General features: G+C 46.4%; 14 protein-coding genes. 12 read left to right on the top strand and 2 right to left on the bottom strand.

All coding sequences use genetic code 11. The features are described from left to right. A partial coding sequence (locus AC438_RS14030; protein ID WP_162230750.1) for a hypothetical protein occupies nt 1-260 on the bottom strand: 260 nt, incomplete at its 3' end. A 25-nt stretch (nt 261-285) separates the two neighbouring features. Between AC438_RS14030 and AC438_RS14025 the strand changes: the two genes are divergently transcribed. The 11 genes from AC438_RS14025 (at nt 286) to AC438_RS13975 (ending at nt 15041) form a co-directional block, all read left to right on the top strand. Next, on the top strand, nt 286-2427 hold the full coding sequence (locus AC438_RS14025) for a hypothetical protein (RefSeq protein ID WP_053981898.1): 2142 nt from the start codon (nt 286-288) through the stop codon (nt 2425-2427). Nucleotides 2428-2431: 4 nt separating this feature from the next. Beyond that, nucleotides 2432-3802: a DUF1501 domain-containing protein gene (locus AC438_RS14020; RefSeq protein WP_053981897.1), complete on the top strand. Its 1371-nt coding sequence runs from the start codon at nt 2432-2434 to the stop codon at nt 3800-3802. A 670-nt stretch (nt 3803-4472) separates the two neighbouring features. After that, nucleotides 4473-5735 (top strand): lactonase family protein, encoded by a 1263-nt coding sequence (locus AC438_RS14015; protein ID WP_053981896.1) that lies wholly within the window; start codon nt 4473-4475, stop codon nt 5733-5735. Between the two features lie 487 nt (nt 5736-6222). Further along, nucleotides 6223-7506, top strand: coding sequence for a cellulase family glycosylhydrolase (locus AC438_RS14010; RefSeq protein ID WP_238376404.1), 1284 nt, complete (start codon nt 6223-6225; stop codon nt 7504-7506). Between the two features lie 355 nt (nt 7507-7861). After that, the gene (locus AC438_RS14005) at nt 7862-8533 is read left to right on the top strand and encodes a MotA/TolQ/ExbB proton channel family protein (protein ID WP_053981894.1); all 672 of its coding nucleotides are present in this window, start codon (nt 7862-7864) and stop codon (nt 8531-8533) included. A gap of 4 nt (nt 8534-8537) precedes the next feature. Then, nucleotides 8538-9008, top strand: coding sequence for an ExbD/TolR family protein (locus AC438_RS14000; protein WP_082354179.1), 471 nt, complete (start codon nt 8538-8540; stop codon nt 9006-9008). Then, nucleotides 9008-9433, top strand: a complete 426-nt coding sequence (locus AC438_RS13995) for an ExbD/TolR family protein (RefSeq protein ID WP_053981893.1) — start codon at nt 9008-9010, stop codon at nt 9431-9433. The genes AC438_RS14000 and AC438_RS13995 overlap by 1 nt, the downstream gene beginning before the upstream one ends. Continuing rightward, nucleotides 9430-10611 carry a TonB family protein gene (locus AC438_RS13990; protein WP_053981892.1) on the top strand — a complete coding sequence of 394 codons (1182 nt, stop codon included), beginning with the start codon at nt 9430-9432 and terminating at the stop codon, nt 10609-10611. The genes AC438_RS13995 and AC438_RS13990 overlap by 4 nt, the downstream gene beginning before the upstream one ends. A 6-nt stretch (nt 10612-10617) precedes the next feature. Next, complete coding sequence (locus AC438_RS13985) at nt 10618-12957, top strand: TonB-dependent receptor (RefSeq protein ID WP_053981891.1); 2340 nt, start codon at nt 10618-10620, stop codon at nt 12955-12957. A 168-nt stretch (nt 12958-13125) separates the two neighbouring features. Continuing rightward, the gene (locus AC438_RS13980) at nt 13126-14244 is read left to right on the top strand and encodes an alpha-hydroxy acid oxidase (RefSeq protein ID WP_053981890.1); all 1119 of its coding nucleotides are present in this window, start codon (nt 13126-13128) and stop codon (nt 14242-14244) included. 92 nt (nt 14245-14336) lie between these two features. Then, on the top strand, nt 14337-15041 hold the full coding sequence (locus AC438_RS13975; RefSeq protein ID WP_053981889.1) for a Fe2+-dependent dioxygenase: 705 nt from the start codon (nt 14337-14339) through the stop codon (nt 15039-15041). 30 nt (nt 15042-15071) lie between these two features. On the opposite strand, the gene AC438_RS13970 is transcribed toward AC438_RS13975, so the two are convergent. Beyond that, nucleotides 15072-15536 (bottom strand): MarR family winged helix-turn-helix transcriptional regulator, encoded by a 465-nt coding sequence (locus AC438_RS13970; RefSeq protein WP_053981888.1) that lies wholly within the window; start codon nt 15534-15536, stop codon nt 15072-15074. A gap of 126 nt (nt 15537-15662) precedes the next feature. Between AC438_RS13970 and AC438_RS13965 the strand changes: the two genes are divergently transcribed. Beyond that, nucleotides 15663-16856 (top strand): Bcr/CflA family efflux MFS transporter, encoded by a 1194-nt coding sequence (locus tag AC438_RS13965; RefSeq protein ID WP_053981887.1) that lies wholly within the window; start codon nt 15663-15665, stop codon nt 16854-16856. Nucleotides 16857-16908: the final 52 nt, after the last annotated feature.

Below are 16908 nucleotides of genomic sequence, written 5' to 3'. Positions count from 1 at the left end.
GTTGATTTAACAGCTCTACTGTTAATAGGTATTACGGCATGCTCGGGTGAGCCTGATGACCCCGATAAGTCTTCATTACCAGCAATATCCTCGACGCCCGATATCAGCTCATCATCCTTGCCCCCCGCGCCTGTATCATCGGTGAATATAAGTTCGTCGACTGTCATAGAAAGCTCGTCATCGCTTGTTGCTAGCTCGTCATCGGTGGCGGCAAGCTCAGTGGCAACGGCGCCGTCAAGCTGCTCAAAGACTAAGGTCAAAAAAGTATTCACTGATAACAATTGTATGGCATGCCACAACGCGAGCATTTTTGCCTTAGCGGGCGGTGATTTGAATCTCGAAAGCGCAACCCTTGGGGTTGATATGCTCGAGCAGCCAAGTCAACATGGTGGCTCGGCATGCGCTGATGAAAAAATGATTGATGCGGCTGACCCTGCCAACTCGCTATTTTTAAAGCTATTGCGCAAAAAGTCTTTAAACAAACTGAATGCCACAGCATGTGTACGTCAGCCTATGCCGCCTAACGCAGTAACGCATGATAAATTTCTTTCAGGCCCTGATTTTAGGTGTTTATCTAACTGGGTGGCAGAAGTTGCTGCCACTGAAGTGGCTAAAGAAAACGGCGACCTACCTGATTTTGTGCCAGTGAAAGCGCAAGAGGCGCTAGCTAAAGCAAAATACATGTTGCACGGCGGCGCACCTACGGCAAAAGAGCTTAGAGCGCTAGGTGGGCCAGATGCTCAGGTTTCGCCAGAAGACCTCAAACACTTGATTGCCGAATGGGAGCAAACACCAGAGTATCAAACCAAACTTGAGCGATTCTTTTTAACGACATTCCAAATTAATAGCTTGGGTAACCCAGGCGTTTATAATGATCAATTCTGGAAACTTGCCAAATACGACGGCTTAAATAAAGATAACCGCAATATCACCTTGATCCAATCATTCCGCGATATGATGGTGAAAACCGCATGGCGTATTTACGATAATGAGCAGCCTTTTAGCGAAGTGGCCACCACACGCAAATGGGAGGTCACTAGTGCCATTTTGGCCTCATTAGCTTACCTTGAAAAAGGCAAAGGCTTGGCTGAGCGTAAATCTAACAAGAAATACTTGGGTGAATACGAATACTTTCAGGCTTCAGACTTTAGTGATTGGAAAACCGTCACAATCGAACAATCGGATACTCGTTTTGATTGGGCGCCTGATTCGAGCGCGATGATCGAGTCTTTGCGTGATATTGAAGATGGCAGCCGCATTAGCATGGTCCGGCCTATGGTTGGGTTTTTCTCGACGCCAGCCTTTTACGCTATTTGGCAAACCAATGAAGATAATCAGTTTCGCGTAACCACGCATCAAACACTTATTATTGCACTTGATAAAGAGTTTGAGATTTCTGATGCTACGCCGCACTCTACTGAAAACGGTATTCCGCCAGAGCATGCAGATCCTAGCACGGTATGTTATAGCTGCCATCGCCATATGGACCCGATGCGCTTGGCCTTTATGAATACTATTAATACGCATAATCATGCTATTGAGCCAGAGAGTAATGCGTTAACGCCTAGCTTCTCATTTTTTGGTGTGAATAAATCATTTAATACAATTGATGATTTAGCCAAAATTATTGCCGAGCACCCTGAGTTTCCAAAAGCCTGGATTCAAAAATTGTGCATGTGGGGCAATAGCCAGCGCTGTGATGATACCGATCCAGAGTTCAAACGTATTGTACAAGTATTTAAAGATAACAATTTAAATTATCGTTTAGCGGTACGTGAGTTTTTTTCATCGCCTTTATTTACAGGGACTGAACTTACTAAAAATCATGAAACCCATGAATTTATACTGAGCTTATCGCGAGGCGATCATCTTTGCCAAGCCATGCAAAACAGACTCGATACACTCAAAGGTATCAACAACCCCAGCGCAGATACTATTGAGGTATGTCCTAAACCTTGCTTTTATAAAAATGGTAAATTTTTGAAAAGCTGCCGCGATGAAAAACACTTTGGCTTAATACCGCCCGATACATTTGATCGTGCAAAAACCGATTTTGTACAGGTTTTTCAGGTGGGCCCTTTTGATGTGAAATCATTAGATCAAAAATGTGCACAACTGGCAGAAGATGTTGTTAAAAATACCAATAAGGGCATTATTAATAGCGCGCAAGATATAGATAAAACTATCGGCCAACTGGTTGAGCATATTATTGGTTTGCCTAAAAATCATTTACGACACGACGAGCTGACGGCTGGTTTAAAGCGTATTTATGATCTGTCTACCCATTCCACAGCCTGTAGCAGTGGCGTTAACCCTACACAACAAAATGCTATTTCATGTGGCTATAGTCATACAAAACTAGAAGCCGTACGCAATTTGTTTTTTGCTGCTTGTAGCTCACCTGATATTTTGTCTATAGGAATGTAATCACATGTGCGATAAAAAAATCACAGCTTTTGAGCAACAGTACCTTACGCGACGTCATGCTTTAATTAAGTCGATATTGGGCGTAGGCTCAGTACAGCTACGCTCATTGATTACCGGTGTGCCAGCGGCTTTATTATTAGGTAATAGCCATCGTGCATTAGCCGATGAAGGTGACTTTAAATACACGATATTTTCACACCTATCAGATGGTGATCCACTCAATGCCAATGCGCCGGGTACTTATGCTGAAAACAACGCCGATCCACGCAACTATGTACAACATAGAAGTGATGGCGGTGGTGTTACCGGCTACGAAAATGGCGTAGACTTTAATTTAGGGGCAGCGCGCGTAAAAGCGGCAGAGCCTTGGTCTACTTTGCCAGAAGATTTACGCAGTCGATTAGGCTTTTGGCATCACGGTACCTATACCAATGCCCATTCCGATCATCGTCATGTGATTCGTTTTCATGGTGCAATTAAAGATCAAAATGGTGCAGGTAGTGCACAATTGGCCGAGGCTATGGCTGATGAAACGTATCAAGGGCTTAACACAATATTAAAAGAGCCCTTATCAGTGGGTGGTTCAAGCATTACTTACAGGGGCCGTGCGATACCGGTGCTTAGACCATCTGCAATTAAAGAGCTATTTGCAAGTTCGGCTGCTAATCTCGATGAAATGGTGGCATTGCGTGATCATTTTATTGACTCGACGTATAAAAAAATGAAACGTGAAGGCACGCCTGCGCAGTTAAAATTTTTAGACCGCTATGCCTTGAGCCGAGTTGATGCTCAAGAGATTGCCACCAACCTAGGTTCATTAATTACCGATATCGAAGAAGATAACCCTTCAGATCAGGTGAAGATGGCGGTCGCTTTATTGCAGCTAGGCATTGCACCAACGGTCACTTTGGGGATTCGATTTGGCGGGGATAACCATGGCAGTATTGATAATGAAGTTGAGCAAACAGGGTACGCCATGAAAGATCTCACGATTATGTGGGATAAACTTAAAGCGGCTAATTTACAAGATAAGGTTGTGTTTGCATCGCTGAATGTTTTTGGTCGTACACTTCGCTATAACACTAACGGCGGGCGCAACCATAATGGTATGCATCATACAATGCTGGTCGCTGGCTCTTCTATTAAGCCTGGTGTTGTGGGAGGCATTGAGCCTACCAAGCCTACAGGGACTCCGGTAGAGTTTAAAGCAACAGGCATTAACTCTAATAATCGCACGTCAAATAACCCTGATATCGCCTATAGAGATACTCTGGTTTCTGCCGGTAAAACATTGGCAAAAGCTGCAGGCTTAAGTAATGAGCGGATTAATATACGTTTTAATGGCGGAAAAATAATTACAGGCGCACTAAGCTAAGTACGCAAAGAACGAGGTCACAAACTACCACATCGTAGTTTGTGACCTGTTATGTGTTTTACACATAATGTTTGATTTTTGTCACGATTTAAAGGTACCGAAACTGGAGTATTAATAAACCATTAAAGGGGCACTAAACCCTCTGCATTGTGTGTGTTTTTAACATCTATTTTGCATATTGATCATTGATATTAGTGTGTATCTAGCACTCATCATCATTCTTGCTGTATGCCTTTAAAGACAATGCTATTGATCACTGCTTGATAAATACTGATTCTTAATAAATTTTAAATAATATTTATTAAGAGGCTATATTATGAAGCCTATATTTTTACTGCTTTTTAGCGTCATAGCCTAACGCGTTAATACTTTGGATCAGTCTTCAATATACGCAGCCACAAAGCATTTTTTTTTGCAATAATTCGAGCGTTTTTTCGGTTGCGATACTTTTAAATAATTTCGGGTGTAATGCGTTGGTGGGTTAGCCGTATCGATAAATAGTGAATAGAATAATTTCAAACAGCTCGTAGGCGTATAATATTAGAGTACTCTCATTTTGGGTGGATTTATATTATTCTTTTTTGTTGTGAATTGGGTAATTTTTTCAGGTATTAAATGGTGTTTAATACTCGAGATCAAATCAAAATAAATTTAAGTCAAGAGGTAAACTATGACTTTAAAAATACCCTTAGTCGTCGCATTAAGCTCAGTCTTAGCGGCGTGCGGTGGCGGTACCATAACTGAACCTGCATCAGGTGTGAGTTCTTCGTCTATTTCGTCGCTCGTTGCCAGTTCTAGCGTTGCGCCGGCTTCTAGTTCTAGTATTGCGCCAGTCTCAAGTTCTAGCCTTGCACCGGTTTCAAGCTCGAGTGTAGTCTCGTCTTCGAGCTTGCCGGCATCATCGGGTGCTAGCTCGTCATCGGCGCCACGAACACCTAAAATAACACCGCTATTAAGCTTTGGTGGTAGTGTTTTTACTTTTACTTACAATGCAGAAACTATGAGCTTTAGCGAGCCACGCGAGGTCAGTGATGCCGGTGATATTCGGTATGTCACTACCAGTAATAAAGGTATCATTTATACCGGTGGCGAAGACACTGTTGGCGCCTACACGTGGGATGGTACTGACTTTACCCAAATCAGCTCCCAGCCCGCTGGCGGTAGGCGTGGTTCAGGTGTCGATGTGCATCCTAACCAAAAATTCCTCGCCAGCTCTAATTACTCAACCGGTGAGGTTGTGGTGTTCGGCCTTAATGATGACGGCACGATTAAAGATGAGCCTCAAATCTATGCTCATGGCGAAACCTCGTTACCGCACTGGGTTGGTTGGAGAAATGACGGCAAATATCTTTACTCGCCTTTTAAGGGCGATGATGTGATTAGAAAATACGCTTTTGATAAAAACACCGGCGTATTATCGCCCGGTGAAGTCGCTTGGCGCTCGGAAGAGGGCGAAGCACCTCGGCATATGACGTTTCATCCAACGCTGGATGTGGCTTATGTATTAACCGAGGCTACTAGCCGTGTAGTTGTTCTGAGTATCCAAAATAATGGTTCGTTAACCGAGCTGCAAAGTGTTGAGGCACTCGCTGCGGATCAGACAGATAAAAGTGGCGCCGCCGATGTTGAAATTAGCTTAGATGGCAATAATTTTTATACCTCTAACCGTCCCAATCAAACCATTACCACGTACTCAATCGCTGCTGATGGTCGTTTAGAAGTGATTGATCGTGATCAGCAAACTATTGATAAGCCACGTGCTTTTACTGTTGTTGATAGCCGTAATTTATTGTTTGTAGCCAATCAGGGCGCGAATACTATTTCTGCCTTTATGATAGGTTTGGCAGGCGAATTAGATTTTGCCGCAGAGTCGAGCTATAGCACCTTAAGAAACCCAGCCTTTATTATGCAGGCTAAAAAAACACGGCAGTAAGCATGCCCTTTTTTTGTAAGCCTTAATACACACAAGGCTGCGTGTCTTGTGTGTATTTTCTCTTGCTATTTCCTTAGCGGCATTGCTCGCAGTGTTACATGCCTGGCAACTGCTCCCTGCGTTACTCTACTGACCTACATCCCCGTAGACTCAGGCATGCGCGCCTTCAAGTGCCTTGCTGAGTAAGCAGAACTCTGCGTCTCATTGGGCAATCTATTATTACCTCGCGCCTAAACCTTATGGTGCAGCCTTAATGCTAATCTAATAAAATCGCTATATAAATAACTTGTTATTATTATAAGATAATCTTAAAAGTGGACCTAGAACACATTTTACCGTTAACTAATTAAATAGACTTAAGTTAATTTCTTAAGTGTCCTAATTTTTCGCTATACCCTAATGTATAACTATTAGGTAGCACTAAGCAGGGCTCAGCAGAAAGAATAACAATAAAAACTTTCAGTCTTTTGCTTAACGAGGAGCAACAATGTCACAGAGCTATCAATACATACTCAAAAAAATCTCTGCTATGAGTCATAGGTTACACAGCGGGTTAACGAAGATGTTGGCCTTTTTAGCCACCTTTTTGTTATCAATCAATGCGATGGCCGGGTTTAGTGTATCGGGCACGCAGCTGCTCGATGGTAATGGTCAGCCTTTTGTGATGCGCGGTATGAATCACCCGCATGCGTGGTACCTGGGTGAAACCTCTGCTTTTTCTAATATAGCGGCCACTGGCGCTAACACGGTGCGTGTTGTGCTAAGTAATGGCGATCGTTGGACACGTAATTCAAAGGCGGATGTTGCTAACGTGATAGCGCTGTGTAAGCAAGCCCAGCTTATTTGTCTGTTAGAGGTTCACGATGTGACAGGTTCTGGCGAAGAAAGTGCAGCCGGTACTATGGCCCGTGCGGCGCAATATTGGGTTGATATAAAAGGTGCACTTAAAGGGCAAGAAGATTACGTTTTAATTAATATTGCCAACGAGCCTATGGGAAATGGACCGGCACCTAGCCGCTGGGTCAATGAGCAAAGCGCCGCTATTCGAACACTACGAGCGGCAGGCTTGACGCATACATTGGTTATTGATGCTGCTAATTGGGGTCAAGATTGGCAAAATATCATGCTTGATAATGCCTCGCAGGTAGCCCAAGCCGACTCACTCAGTAACACGATATTTAGTGTGCATATGTACGAGGTGTATCAAAATTATAATCGTATCAATAACTACGTGACAGGCTTTTTAACCAACCATAACCTCCCTTTGATTGTGGGTGAATTTGGTCAGGACCATCAAGGGCAATTTGTTGATGCCAACGCAATTATGCGCGTGGCGCAAGAGCAAGGCATTGGCTATTTGGGTTGGTCTTGGTCGGGTAATGGTAGCTGCTGCGTGGCGCTAGATATTGTCAATAATTTTAACCCTAAAAGCTTAACGCCATGGGGGCGACGTTTGATTAACGGGACTCATGGTATTGCCAAAACATCGGTAAAAGCCAGTGTGTATAACGGCGTAACTCTGCCGGCTTCCAGTAGTAGTGCTGAGAGCAGTGGCTCGTCTAGCTCCTCAATGGCGTCGAGCTCTGTAGCAGCGAGTTCTTCAAGCGGTAATTGCGCGCAGCAATGTCAGTGGTATAGCGACGCACCGCGCCCTTTGTGCACAACCCAAAGCACCGACTGGGGCTGGGAAAACAATCAAAGCTGCATTGGTCGCACGCTGTGCCAAACGGGGCAGCAGGGCAACGGCGGCATCGTAAGAGTGTGCAACTAAAGCTTACGTTATCTCAATAAAGAGAGACATTTTGCAAAACCCTCTATGGCTGTGCCTAGAGGGTTTTTTGTTGGGCGTAGAGTTAACAAAACTGAATCAAAAGCTCACCAACGGAGTGATTAAGCGGAGTTTCCCTCGTGGTTATTGTCGCAGCCCATTAATACCTCTCAAGCGTCACATCTTGACTTGCATCTCTGTATGCATCCCATCTGTATTCGTCGATTTCCTTTTCTCACTTGGCTGCAGTGCTTGCACGTCAGCCATATAGCCAAATGCAATAACAAATGAGTTGTGATTAGATCTTAATGAGAATAAAATACGAATCATTATCATTTAGCTTATTGTTAGGTATATTATGATCGAGTTACTCATCAATGGTGGAATAGTCGTCTGGCTGCTGTTGGGCCTTTGGATTGTTGCACTGAGTGTGGGCCTGTTGAAGGGCTGGCAGTTTTATAGTGCACGGGCAAAGCCTGCCGATGCGATTGAGCAAGCTTTTGGCTTTCTACAGCAAGGTAAGTACTCGCAAGCCTTGTTATTGGTGAACGGTCAGCGTAATTACCGCGCAGTACTTGTCAGTAGTGCGGTGCAGATTATTGATAAGTCTGGGTTGGCCATCGATGACATTAAAGACGAGGTGTATCGTCAGGCGCAGTTAGCGATTGCACAGTTAAATAGTCACCTGCGCGTACTAGAGGTTATTGCGACCTTGGCGCCACTGATGGGGCTTTTGGGGACTGTTATAGGCATGATCGAAGCTTTTAAAGCCATGGAGGCGGCCGGTGCGCAAGTCAACCCCGCGGTTTTGTCTGGTGGTATTTGGCAGGCGCTGCTAACCACAGCTGTGGGTTTGGCGGTGGCCATTCCGGTCTCTATGCTAAACAGTTATTTTGAGCGTAAAGCCGAGGTAGAAACGCAGGCGATTCAAAATGATTTGCAGCGTGTATTTACCTTATATGCTAGCGCCAATACAGCCTCGACAAGCAAGGCTCAGGCTGCTGTGCCAACCTCTTTGGGTGCTGAGTAGCCCTATGTCTTATTTAGCGTCTCAGTTAGCGGCACATAACTTAGCTTTGCCGCCAAAACGCAAAAAAAGCATTAGTTTGACCGCCTTGATTGATGTGGTTTTTATTTTGCTGATGTTCTTTATGTTGACCTCTTCATTTACCCCATTTAGCGCTGTCGAGATGCAGTCGGCTTTGGCGGCAAGCGCCACTTCAGAGCTTAAACCGCAGCAATTGCGCTTAGGTGTTGAGGGGCAATTGCAAGGCGTTGATGGCGCTAATGCAGGGGTAACACTCAGTGATAGCGCGCTAGCGCAGTGGGATAACAATGCCGCCACGGTGGTATTGCCAGCGGCTAATACGTCGGTACAAAAGATTGTTGATAGCCTTGCTCGCTTGCAGGCGCTGGGCTTTACGCGCGTCACCTTGGCGCCACTGGCAGCTAATAGCCAAGAGCCCATTTTACAAAAACCCAACGCACAAAAGGCGGCACGCTAATGGCCCGCCCAATAAACTGGCATCAGCCGTCTAAGCGTAAGCCAAGCACCGACGATAATTTAATTCCGCTGATTAATATTGTTTTTCTTTTGCTGATCTTTTTTATGATTGCCGGAAAAATTGAAGTCATTCACGATGCCGGCCTAGCTTTGCCCACTAGCGCTAAAGCCCAGCCTGCTATTGCCCAGCCCATTACTTTACAGCTGTCTAAAAGCAATGTTATTCATGTGAACAATACGGTCGTGACCTTAGAGGCTTTACCTGCGGCTTTGACCGAGCTATTACTGCAACACCCGGCGCAAATTGCGGTACGCGCCGATAAACACGTGACTTACCAAGACCTTGATCGGGTGCTCAATATACTGCGTGCCGCTGGCTTTAGTGCGATTAATCTATTGACGTTAACGATGGAGCCTACAGCATGAGTGCGTTTAATCGTTGCACAGTTAAATACTGCGCTAACACACAACATGCCGAGGCCGCCATCAATACGTATCGGCAGAGCGGTGCTGCTTGGGCAGGTCTTAAAGGGCAAACATTCGTGGGCCAAGATCGCTTTGATGCGGCGGCTTACCGAGGCCGCTGGCTGGTGGCTATGGTGTTTGCGTTACTGCTACACAGTGCGGTATTGGCTGCATTATGGGTTAAACCGAATACACGTGAAGGCGGCGCGCTGGGTGAGGGTGAAGATGGCCTTGAAGTAGGTTTGGGCATGCTTGGGGCTTACCAAGCGCAAACTCAAATTATTGCTGAGGTGCCTGATGATGCACTAACCCCTGAGCCAGCAAAAACCCCACTCACACCTTCTGAGCTTGTAAAACCTGAGCTTGTAAATCCTGAGCTTGTAAATCCTGAACTTGTAAAGCCTGAACTTGTAAAGCCTGAACTTGTAAAGCCTAAGTCTATAGACCCTGAGCCAGTCAAAAAAGAGTCAGTCAAAGCCACCCCCGTGCAGGCTAAACCGGTCGAGCCAGAAGCGGCATCTATTCCTGTTATTGAGCGCGCCGATGAATTTGCCATTGCTCAAGCTAAGCCCGAGCCCAAGGCCAGGGCCAAGGTAATGCCTAAAGATGAGCCTAAAGATGAACCCAAGGACGAACCCAAAGACGAGCTTGAAAATGAGCGCGAGCTCAAACCCAAGCAGGCCGAGGCTAAGGCGCCGGCACCGGTAAAAACACAAGACCTCAGTGCTCAACCCAAAAGCACAGAGCAAGGACTAGCGCCTAAAGCGCGTAAAGCGGCGCATCGAGGTACCGGCCGTGCCAGCTCAAACCGCTCGGGCGGTAAAGTTGGCAGCGCACAAAGCTATTTTGCGGCTATATCGGCACGCTTAAGCGCCTTTAAAACGTACCCTAAAGTACTGAAACGGCAAAAGCTACAAGGTGTAGTCACGTTGCAATTTACGATTAATCGCGACGGTGACGTTTTAGCTTCCAGTATTAAAAAAAGCTCGGGTCATCCAGAGCTTGATCAAGCGGCGCTGCAGATGCTTGCAGCCGCCAACCCATTACCGCCGGTACCAAAGTCTATTAAGCGCGAGCGCCTGACGCTGGTCTTTCCTATCGATTACTCACTTATCACCAACTCCGTATTTAAGGAATAGTGTTCTATGAAACATAAAACCCCCAACCTTTCGGCCTCTTTGAGCTTGCGCTCGCCGAGCTTTAACACTCAAAAAACATTATTAGCATTAAGCTTGCCAAGCTTATTATTAAGCCCCTTGGCCATGGCCCAAGACGATGAACCTATTGTGCTTGATACCCTACAAATTGAAGAGCGCACCTTAGACACCAACCCTTATGCACAAGCGGGCGCACCCTACAAAGCGCAAATCTCGGGCGATGCACGTCATGTCAAAGAGCTTGCCGACACCCCGCAAACCATTAGCGTGTTAACACAAACGCAAATTAAAGAGTCAGGCAAAACGGATTTAAAAGATATTTTAGCCGCGCAACCAGGCATTACTTTAGGTACTGGCGAAAACGGTAATGCCTTTGGTGACCGCTATATTATCCGCGGCCAAGAAGCGCGCAGCGATGTATTTGTTGATGGCCTACGTGACCCAGGCATGACGACCCGTGAAAGCTTTGCCACAGAGCAAGTTGAAATTACTAAAGGCCCAAGCTCTACTTTTGCTGGCCGTGGCTCGACCGGCGGTGCTGTTAACAGTATTACCAAGCAAGCGAGTACCGAGTATGACTTTAATAAGCTGGAAGGTGGCTTGGGTACCGATGGCTATCGTCGTATGACACTAGACAGCAATACCAGTATTAATGAAGACCTAGCAGTACGCGCTAACGTCTTATATTCATCTAAAGATATTCCCGATCGTAGCCCTGCCGACCAAGAGCGTACGGGTTTGGCGTTATCGGCGGCTTACCAAGCCACCGATAAACTCAAGTTAGTGGCAGACTATTATTATTTAAAAGCAGAAGACACCCCAGATTTGGGGACTTATATAACCCCTAATGGCGGTACGCCAGTGCATGATTTACCGACATACACTCAAAAAGGACAAGACTTTTTAAAGTCAGACATTAATACCCTCACATTGCGCGCACAATATGCAATGAGCAGCGATACGCGCATCGAAAACTTAATGCGTTATGGCACAACCGATAACGGTTATGTGACCACCGGTGCCCGTGGTACAACCCGTGATGCAACCGACCCTGCTGCACCGGGTACGGCAACAGTTAGTTTAAGTACACACCAAGGCTGGCAAGAGGTGGCCTACTTTGCTAACCAGTTTAATGTTTACTTAGACCGTAACTTAGGTGGCTTAAAGCACAATTTTGTGATGAGTGCCGAGTATAGCGCGCTCGATGTAGAAAACGGTGTATACAATGTTGACAATACCGGCGCGACCAATTGTATTGTGGGTGGGCGCCGTGGTGCCTCAGCGGCTTATTGCATTATCGATGCGAGCGGTCATTATATTGATAACATTAACTCGGTAATGGAGCGCAGTATTACAAAAGGCGCACAAGACTCTGATTACGCATTAGATACTTTCTCGATGTCATTAATGGACACCGTTGATATTGCCGATGATTGGTCGGTGTTTGCCGGTATACGAATTGATAGCTTTGATTATTCAAATCTAGTGACAAGCCGTGGTGAAGCGACTGCGTATGATTATTCAGATACCTTATGGAATGGCCATTTGGGTGTGGTGCATGATATTAACGAGAATGCGAACGTTTATTTTACTTACAGCACGTCAAGTAATGTTAACGGTGGTGAGTCTGATTTAGGGGGTAACTGTGGTTACGGTGGTATTTGTGGCGACCCACAACAAGTCACTGACAGTCAGCCAGAGGCGACACAAAACCTCGAACTAGGCACCAAATGGAATATCTTTAACGATAAATTACTGATTTCTGCAGCTATTTTCCAGATCACGAAAGATGATGTAATGGAAAGTGTTGGCGCTGACGATTATGCTAATTTAGGTACGCTAAATACAGGCAAGCATCGCATAAAAGGTGCAGAGTTATCGGTGGTGGGTAACATTACCGAAAAGTTCAGCACGCAACTTGGTCTCACAGTGATGGATGCCGAGGTTTTAGCCTCTATTAATGAAGATACCATAGGCCGTACGCTCAGTAACTTTGCCGACGATAGTGCATTTTTACAATTGCGCTACCAAATGAGCGAGGCGTTTTCTTTTGGCGGCACGATGACTTACTCTAGCGAAATGTACGCAGGCCAGCCAGACTCGGCGGCCGGTTTTAATACGGCAATTGGCGATTACTCGTACGCAGTTCCTAGTTATACAGTCTTTGATTTATTTGCCTCTTATACCTTTAGCGAGCAGCTAGATGTACGTTTAAACGTTGCTAACGTGGCCGATAATGATTATTACCTAGCGGCTTACCGTAGCGGTGCTTTTGCATACATAGGCGCTGCGAGAAATGCAAAACTCACGTTAGCCTATGAGTTTTAAACACGGCAGGTGACTGTGTTAATTGAGTACAATTCATACAGCATTAATTGTTGTATCACGCAGGGGGTTAGCGACTAGATCGCGCTCCCTTTTTTTGATTTAAGTGCTGTTTTATTTAGCGTATTGTTTTATTTGGGGCGCTGTTTTGTTGAAGGGGTAAATTGTGCAATGACTGCTGATCATTATGTGTTACCTAAACTGGCCAATATCCCAGCCGATGTAATTGCTATTTGTGATTACGAACGCTTGGCAAAAGAGTATATGCCACACGGTATTTATGAGTATATTACTGGCGGCGCAGGTGATGAAATTACTTTAAATGGCAACCGCCGCGCCTTTGATGCGATTGCTATGAATATGCGTGTCTTGCGCAAGTTTACCCAAGGCTCCACGGCGATGACACTCAATGGTGAAGCCTTTGCCTCGCCATTATTGGTGGCCCCTTTAGCCTACCAAGCGCTATTACACCCCGAGGGTGAGCTGGCAACGGTGGCGGGTGTGAATGCCGTCAATATGGGCATGCTCACCAGCACATTGTCGTCGGTCCCCTTAGAGGATATTAGCGCGCAACAACAAACCCCCAAGTGGTTCCAGTTGTATTTGCAGCCTAACGCCGAGCACACCTTAGACTTGCTAAGGCGTGCCGAGCAGGCCAATTACACCGCCATTGTGGTTACGGTCGATGCTCCGGTAAGTGGCTTGCGTAACCGCCAACAGCGCGCAGGCTTTAGTTTGCCCGCAGGTGTGGTGGCGGCTAATTTACGCGACTACCCGCAGGCAAAAACCCAGGCATTAGCGCAGGGGCAAAGTGTCTTGCTGAACGGCCTGATGGCAGATGCCCCTAGCTGGCAAGATATTCAGTGGTTATGCGAGCACACCGAGCTACCGGTTTGGATAAAAGGCATCAGCCACCCACAAGATGCGCTGCTCGCCACCCAAAGTGGCTGCGCCGGCATTGTGGTCTCTAACCACGGCGGGCGCACGCTAGATGGCCTAGCACCGAGCATTACCGTATTACCCAGTGTGCGCAAAGCGGTGGGCGATGCATTACCTATTTTGCTCGATAGCGGTATTCGCCGAGGCACCGATATTTTTAAAGCCTTAGCACTAGGCGCTAATGGTGTATTAATTGGCCGTCCTGTACTTAACGGTTTAGCTGTCGCAGGGGCTTTAGGTGTTGCACATAGCTTAACGTTACTCCAGCAGGAGTTTGAGCTTGCGATGGCATTAGCGGGCTGCCAAAGCCTTGATGATATTCAAGCTGATTGCATTCATTTAACGACTTAACTTTTTGCTGGGTTGTTCAGTCTTTTTAAGTCTTTGTTGAAAGACTGAATGTCTGCCATGAGTTAACACACGTACAACATTTGAGAGGTCCCATGTTCACGATTATTGATGCGCTATTATCTCCCGCAGAGGTAAGCCAATTTAACCAAGCACTCGCCGATGGGCCTTGGCAAGAGGGTAAAATATCGGCCGGTAGCCAAGCGGCACAGGTTAAAAATAATCAGCAATTAGACGATGCGAGCCCAATCGCGCACACGCTTAGAGGCGCATTGCTGCACAAGCTTGCTGCGCACCCTGTATTTATGTCATCGGCGTTGCCAAACCATATTTACCCGCCTAAATTTAACCGCTACCAACAGGGCGCGCATTATGGCTTGCATGTTGATAGCGCAATTATGCCTATGCCTCTCGATAGTCACAGTGCTCACAGCAGCGGCCACATGTTGCGTACCGATGTATCGGCGACGGTGTTTTTAAGCGACCCTAATAGCTATGACGGTGGCGAGCTGAGTATCGAAACGCAGTTTGGCTTACAGCATATTAAGCTGGATGCAGGCAGCGTTATTTTGTACCCCGCCAGCAGCTTGCATCAAGTCAACCCGGTTACTAAAGGTTGCCGAGTGGCATCATTTTTTTGGATCGAAAGCCTTGTGCGCAGTCACGAGCAGCGCGCAACGCTCTTTGATTTAGATCAGTCGATTCAAGCACTGACGCTAACGCTGGGCAATAACAACCCAGAAGTAAAGCGCCTAAGCGGGGTGTACCACAACCTTATGCGATGCTGGGCTAGGCATTAAGGTTGATTGCCATTGATGTGCGCGGGTAGGTTATTGAATACACTTTTGCAATAAGGTTTTTACTTGCAGTAGTTCGTCGGCGTTTAGCGGTGCAAAGACCTCTTGGTGGGCCTGCAAGCGGGCCTGCTGTAGTTGCTGGTGCACCGCCTCGCCTTGGGCTGTTAGGGTAAGGTTAATACTGCGTTTGTCTTGTGTGTTTTTATGTTTATTGAGCAAGCCCTCGGCCAGTAATTGCTTAACAACCCGGGTAATCACTGCTTTATCGTAACCACTTTGACACGCCAGCTGCATGGGGGTTTTGAGCTGTGTGGCGTGCGTTAAAATAATAACGTGCGCCGCTTGTACCGATAAGTTTAAATCGCGCTGCTCCATGGCGTGCTGCAAGCTGCGCCTAATGCGAGCCAGTAATTGCCTAACAACTTCGCTAAGCTCCGGGCTTTCTATCGCGGCGCCAGAAGAGAGGTCAGGGTGCGTGAGAGGGGGGGCTGAAGGCATGACTCGATCCATTACGCGTGTGGAGGGTAAGCTATTATTGCAGTAAATTTAAAGGGTTGACAGCATCACTCGTGCTACAATATTGTTGACATTATCAACTATCTTCCCTGCGCAGAATAAAACCTTATGTCTCACTTACGTATAGCCATACCTTTAGCTGCCACAGCAGCTGTGGCTCCTTTTGCATTAGACACTTACTTGCCTTCTTTTCCTTTGATGGCTGAAACCTTTGGCGTAACAGCTCACGAGGTATCTTTGAGTGTATCGGTTTATATTTTAATGCTGGCGGTGGGGCAGTTGGTGGGTGGGCCAATGGCTGATCGTGTGGGGCGTTCTAGAGTAATGTTGGCAGGTTTGGTGTTATTTGTCTTGTCGAGTTTAGCCATTACACAGGTTCAGCAACTGGGTGTATTGAATGCTTTACGCGCTGTGCAGGCTTTTGGTGGTGGCTTTTTGATGGTCTGTGTACCGGCGATGGTGCGCGATCGTGTACACGGGAGTGAGGCGGCTAAAATGTTTAGCTTGATTGGCCTGATGATGGTTGCCGCGCCAGCAATTGCGCCTAGTATTGGTGCTTTTTTATTGCGCTGGGGCTGGCCTGCGATTTTTTATTTTTTGGCCGCTTATGGCTTACTTGTGATTATTGTATTGCGCGTTACATTGTTTCGAGAGGGCTTTTTAGCCCGCGCCGCGCATGATTCGTCTGCCCCTAAGGCGGCTCAGTTATCGGCTATGATGCGCTATGCTACTGTATTAAAAACATCAGGCGCTGTGCGGTATGTGTTTTTGCAGGGTTTTTTGTTCACCGTAATGATCTTGTTTGTAACGCACGCTTCTTTTATTTATCAAACACATTTTAACGTGACCAACGCCACCTTTGGTTTATTATTTGGTGCCAATATTGTAATGATGTGGATTGCAATGATGGCTAACCGCATTTTACTGGGCTATTTCCCTTCTAAAGTATTGCTCAAGTGTGCCATTTGCCTACAAATGTTGGCGGTGAGCGCCTTAGTACTGAGTGCTACACTTGATTTATCGATCTTTTTTTATGCGCCGGCATTAATTATGACGGTGGGTATGATTGGCGTTACATCGCCTAATTGCCATGCGTGTTATATGGATTATTTTGCCGCGAATGGCGCGACGGCTGCGGCTGTGATGGGAGCTATGCAATTTGGCCTGTCGGGGTGTTTGTCGGCGTTGTCGACGCTTTTGCCCGAAAGCCTTTTATCAATCACTATTATGCAGCTGGCTTGCTCGCTGGTAGCTGTTGGTTTGATCATGTGGCCTAAAGCGGCCCCACAAAGGGCCGCATAACCAAGCCTACCGGCTATCTACGCATATGTGTGGGTTAGGCATTTTGTAACTA

Source organism: Marinagarivorans algicola (assembly GCF_001292705.1).
GTDB lineage: Bacteria > Pseudomonadota > Gammaproteobacteria > Pseudomonadales > Cellvibrionaceae > Marinagarivorans > Marinagarivorans algicola.
This window is presented reverse-complemented; position numbering and strand designations above follow the sequence as displayed.

Excerpts from the sequence above, each read along its gene's own strand:
- AC438_RS13995 (WP_053981893.1), top strand. The coding sequence starts at position 9,008 with ATGGCCCGCCCAATAAACTGGCATCAGCCGTCTAAGCGTAAGCCAAGC.
- AC438_RS14010 (WP_238376404.1), top strand. The coding sequence starts at position 6,223 with ATGTCACAGAGCTATCAATACATACTCAAAAAAATCTCTGCTATGAGT.
- AC438_RS13965 (WP_053981887.1), top strand. The coding sequence starts at position 15,663 with ATGTCTCACTTACGTATAGCCATACCTTTAGCTGCCACAGCAGCTGTG.
- AC438_RS14020 (WP_053981897.1), top strand. The coding sequence starts at position 2,432 with ATGTGCGATAAAAAAATCACAGCTTTTGAGCAACAGTACCTTACGCGA.
- AC438_RS13970 (WP_053981888.1), bottom strand. The coding sequence starts at position 15,536 with ATGCCTTCAGCCCCCCCTCTCACGCACCCTGACCTCTCTTCTGGCGCC.
- AC438_RS13990 (WP_053981892.1), top strand. The coding sequence starts at position 9,430 with ATGAGTGCGTTTAATCGTTGCACAGTTAAATACTGCGCTAACACACAA.
- AC438_RS14025 (WP_053981898.1), top strand. The coding sequence starts at position 286 with ATGGCATGCCACAACGCGAGCATTTTTGCCTTAGCGGGCGGTGATTTG.
- AC438_RS13985 (WP_053981891.1), top strand. The coding sequence starts at position 10,618 with ATGAAACATAAAACCCCCAACCTTTCGGCCTCTTTGAGCTTGCGCTCG.
- AC438_RS13980 (WP_053981890.1), top strand. The coding sequence starts at position 13,126 with ATGACTGCTGATCATTATGTGTTACCTAAACTGGCCAATATCCCAGCC.
- AC438_RS14015 (WP_053981896.1), top strand. The coding sequence starts at position 4,473 with ATGACTTTAAAAATACCCTTAGTCGTCGCATTAAGCTCAGTCTTAGCG.
- AC438_RS14005 (WP_053981894.1), top strand. The coding sequence starts at position 7,862 with ATGATCGAGTTACTCATCAATGGTGGAATAGTCGTCTGGCTGCTGTTG.
- AC438_RS14000 (WP_082354179.1), top strand. The coding sequence starts at position 8,538 with ATGTCTTATTTAGCGTCTCAGTTAGCGGCACATAACTTAGCTTTGCCG.
- AC438_RS13975 (WP_053981889.1), top strand. The coding sequence starts at position 14,337 with ATGTTCACGATTATTGATGCGCTATTATCTCCCGCAGAGGTAAGCCAA.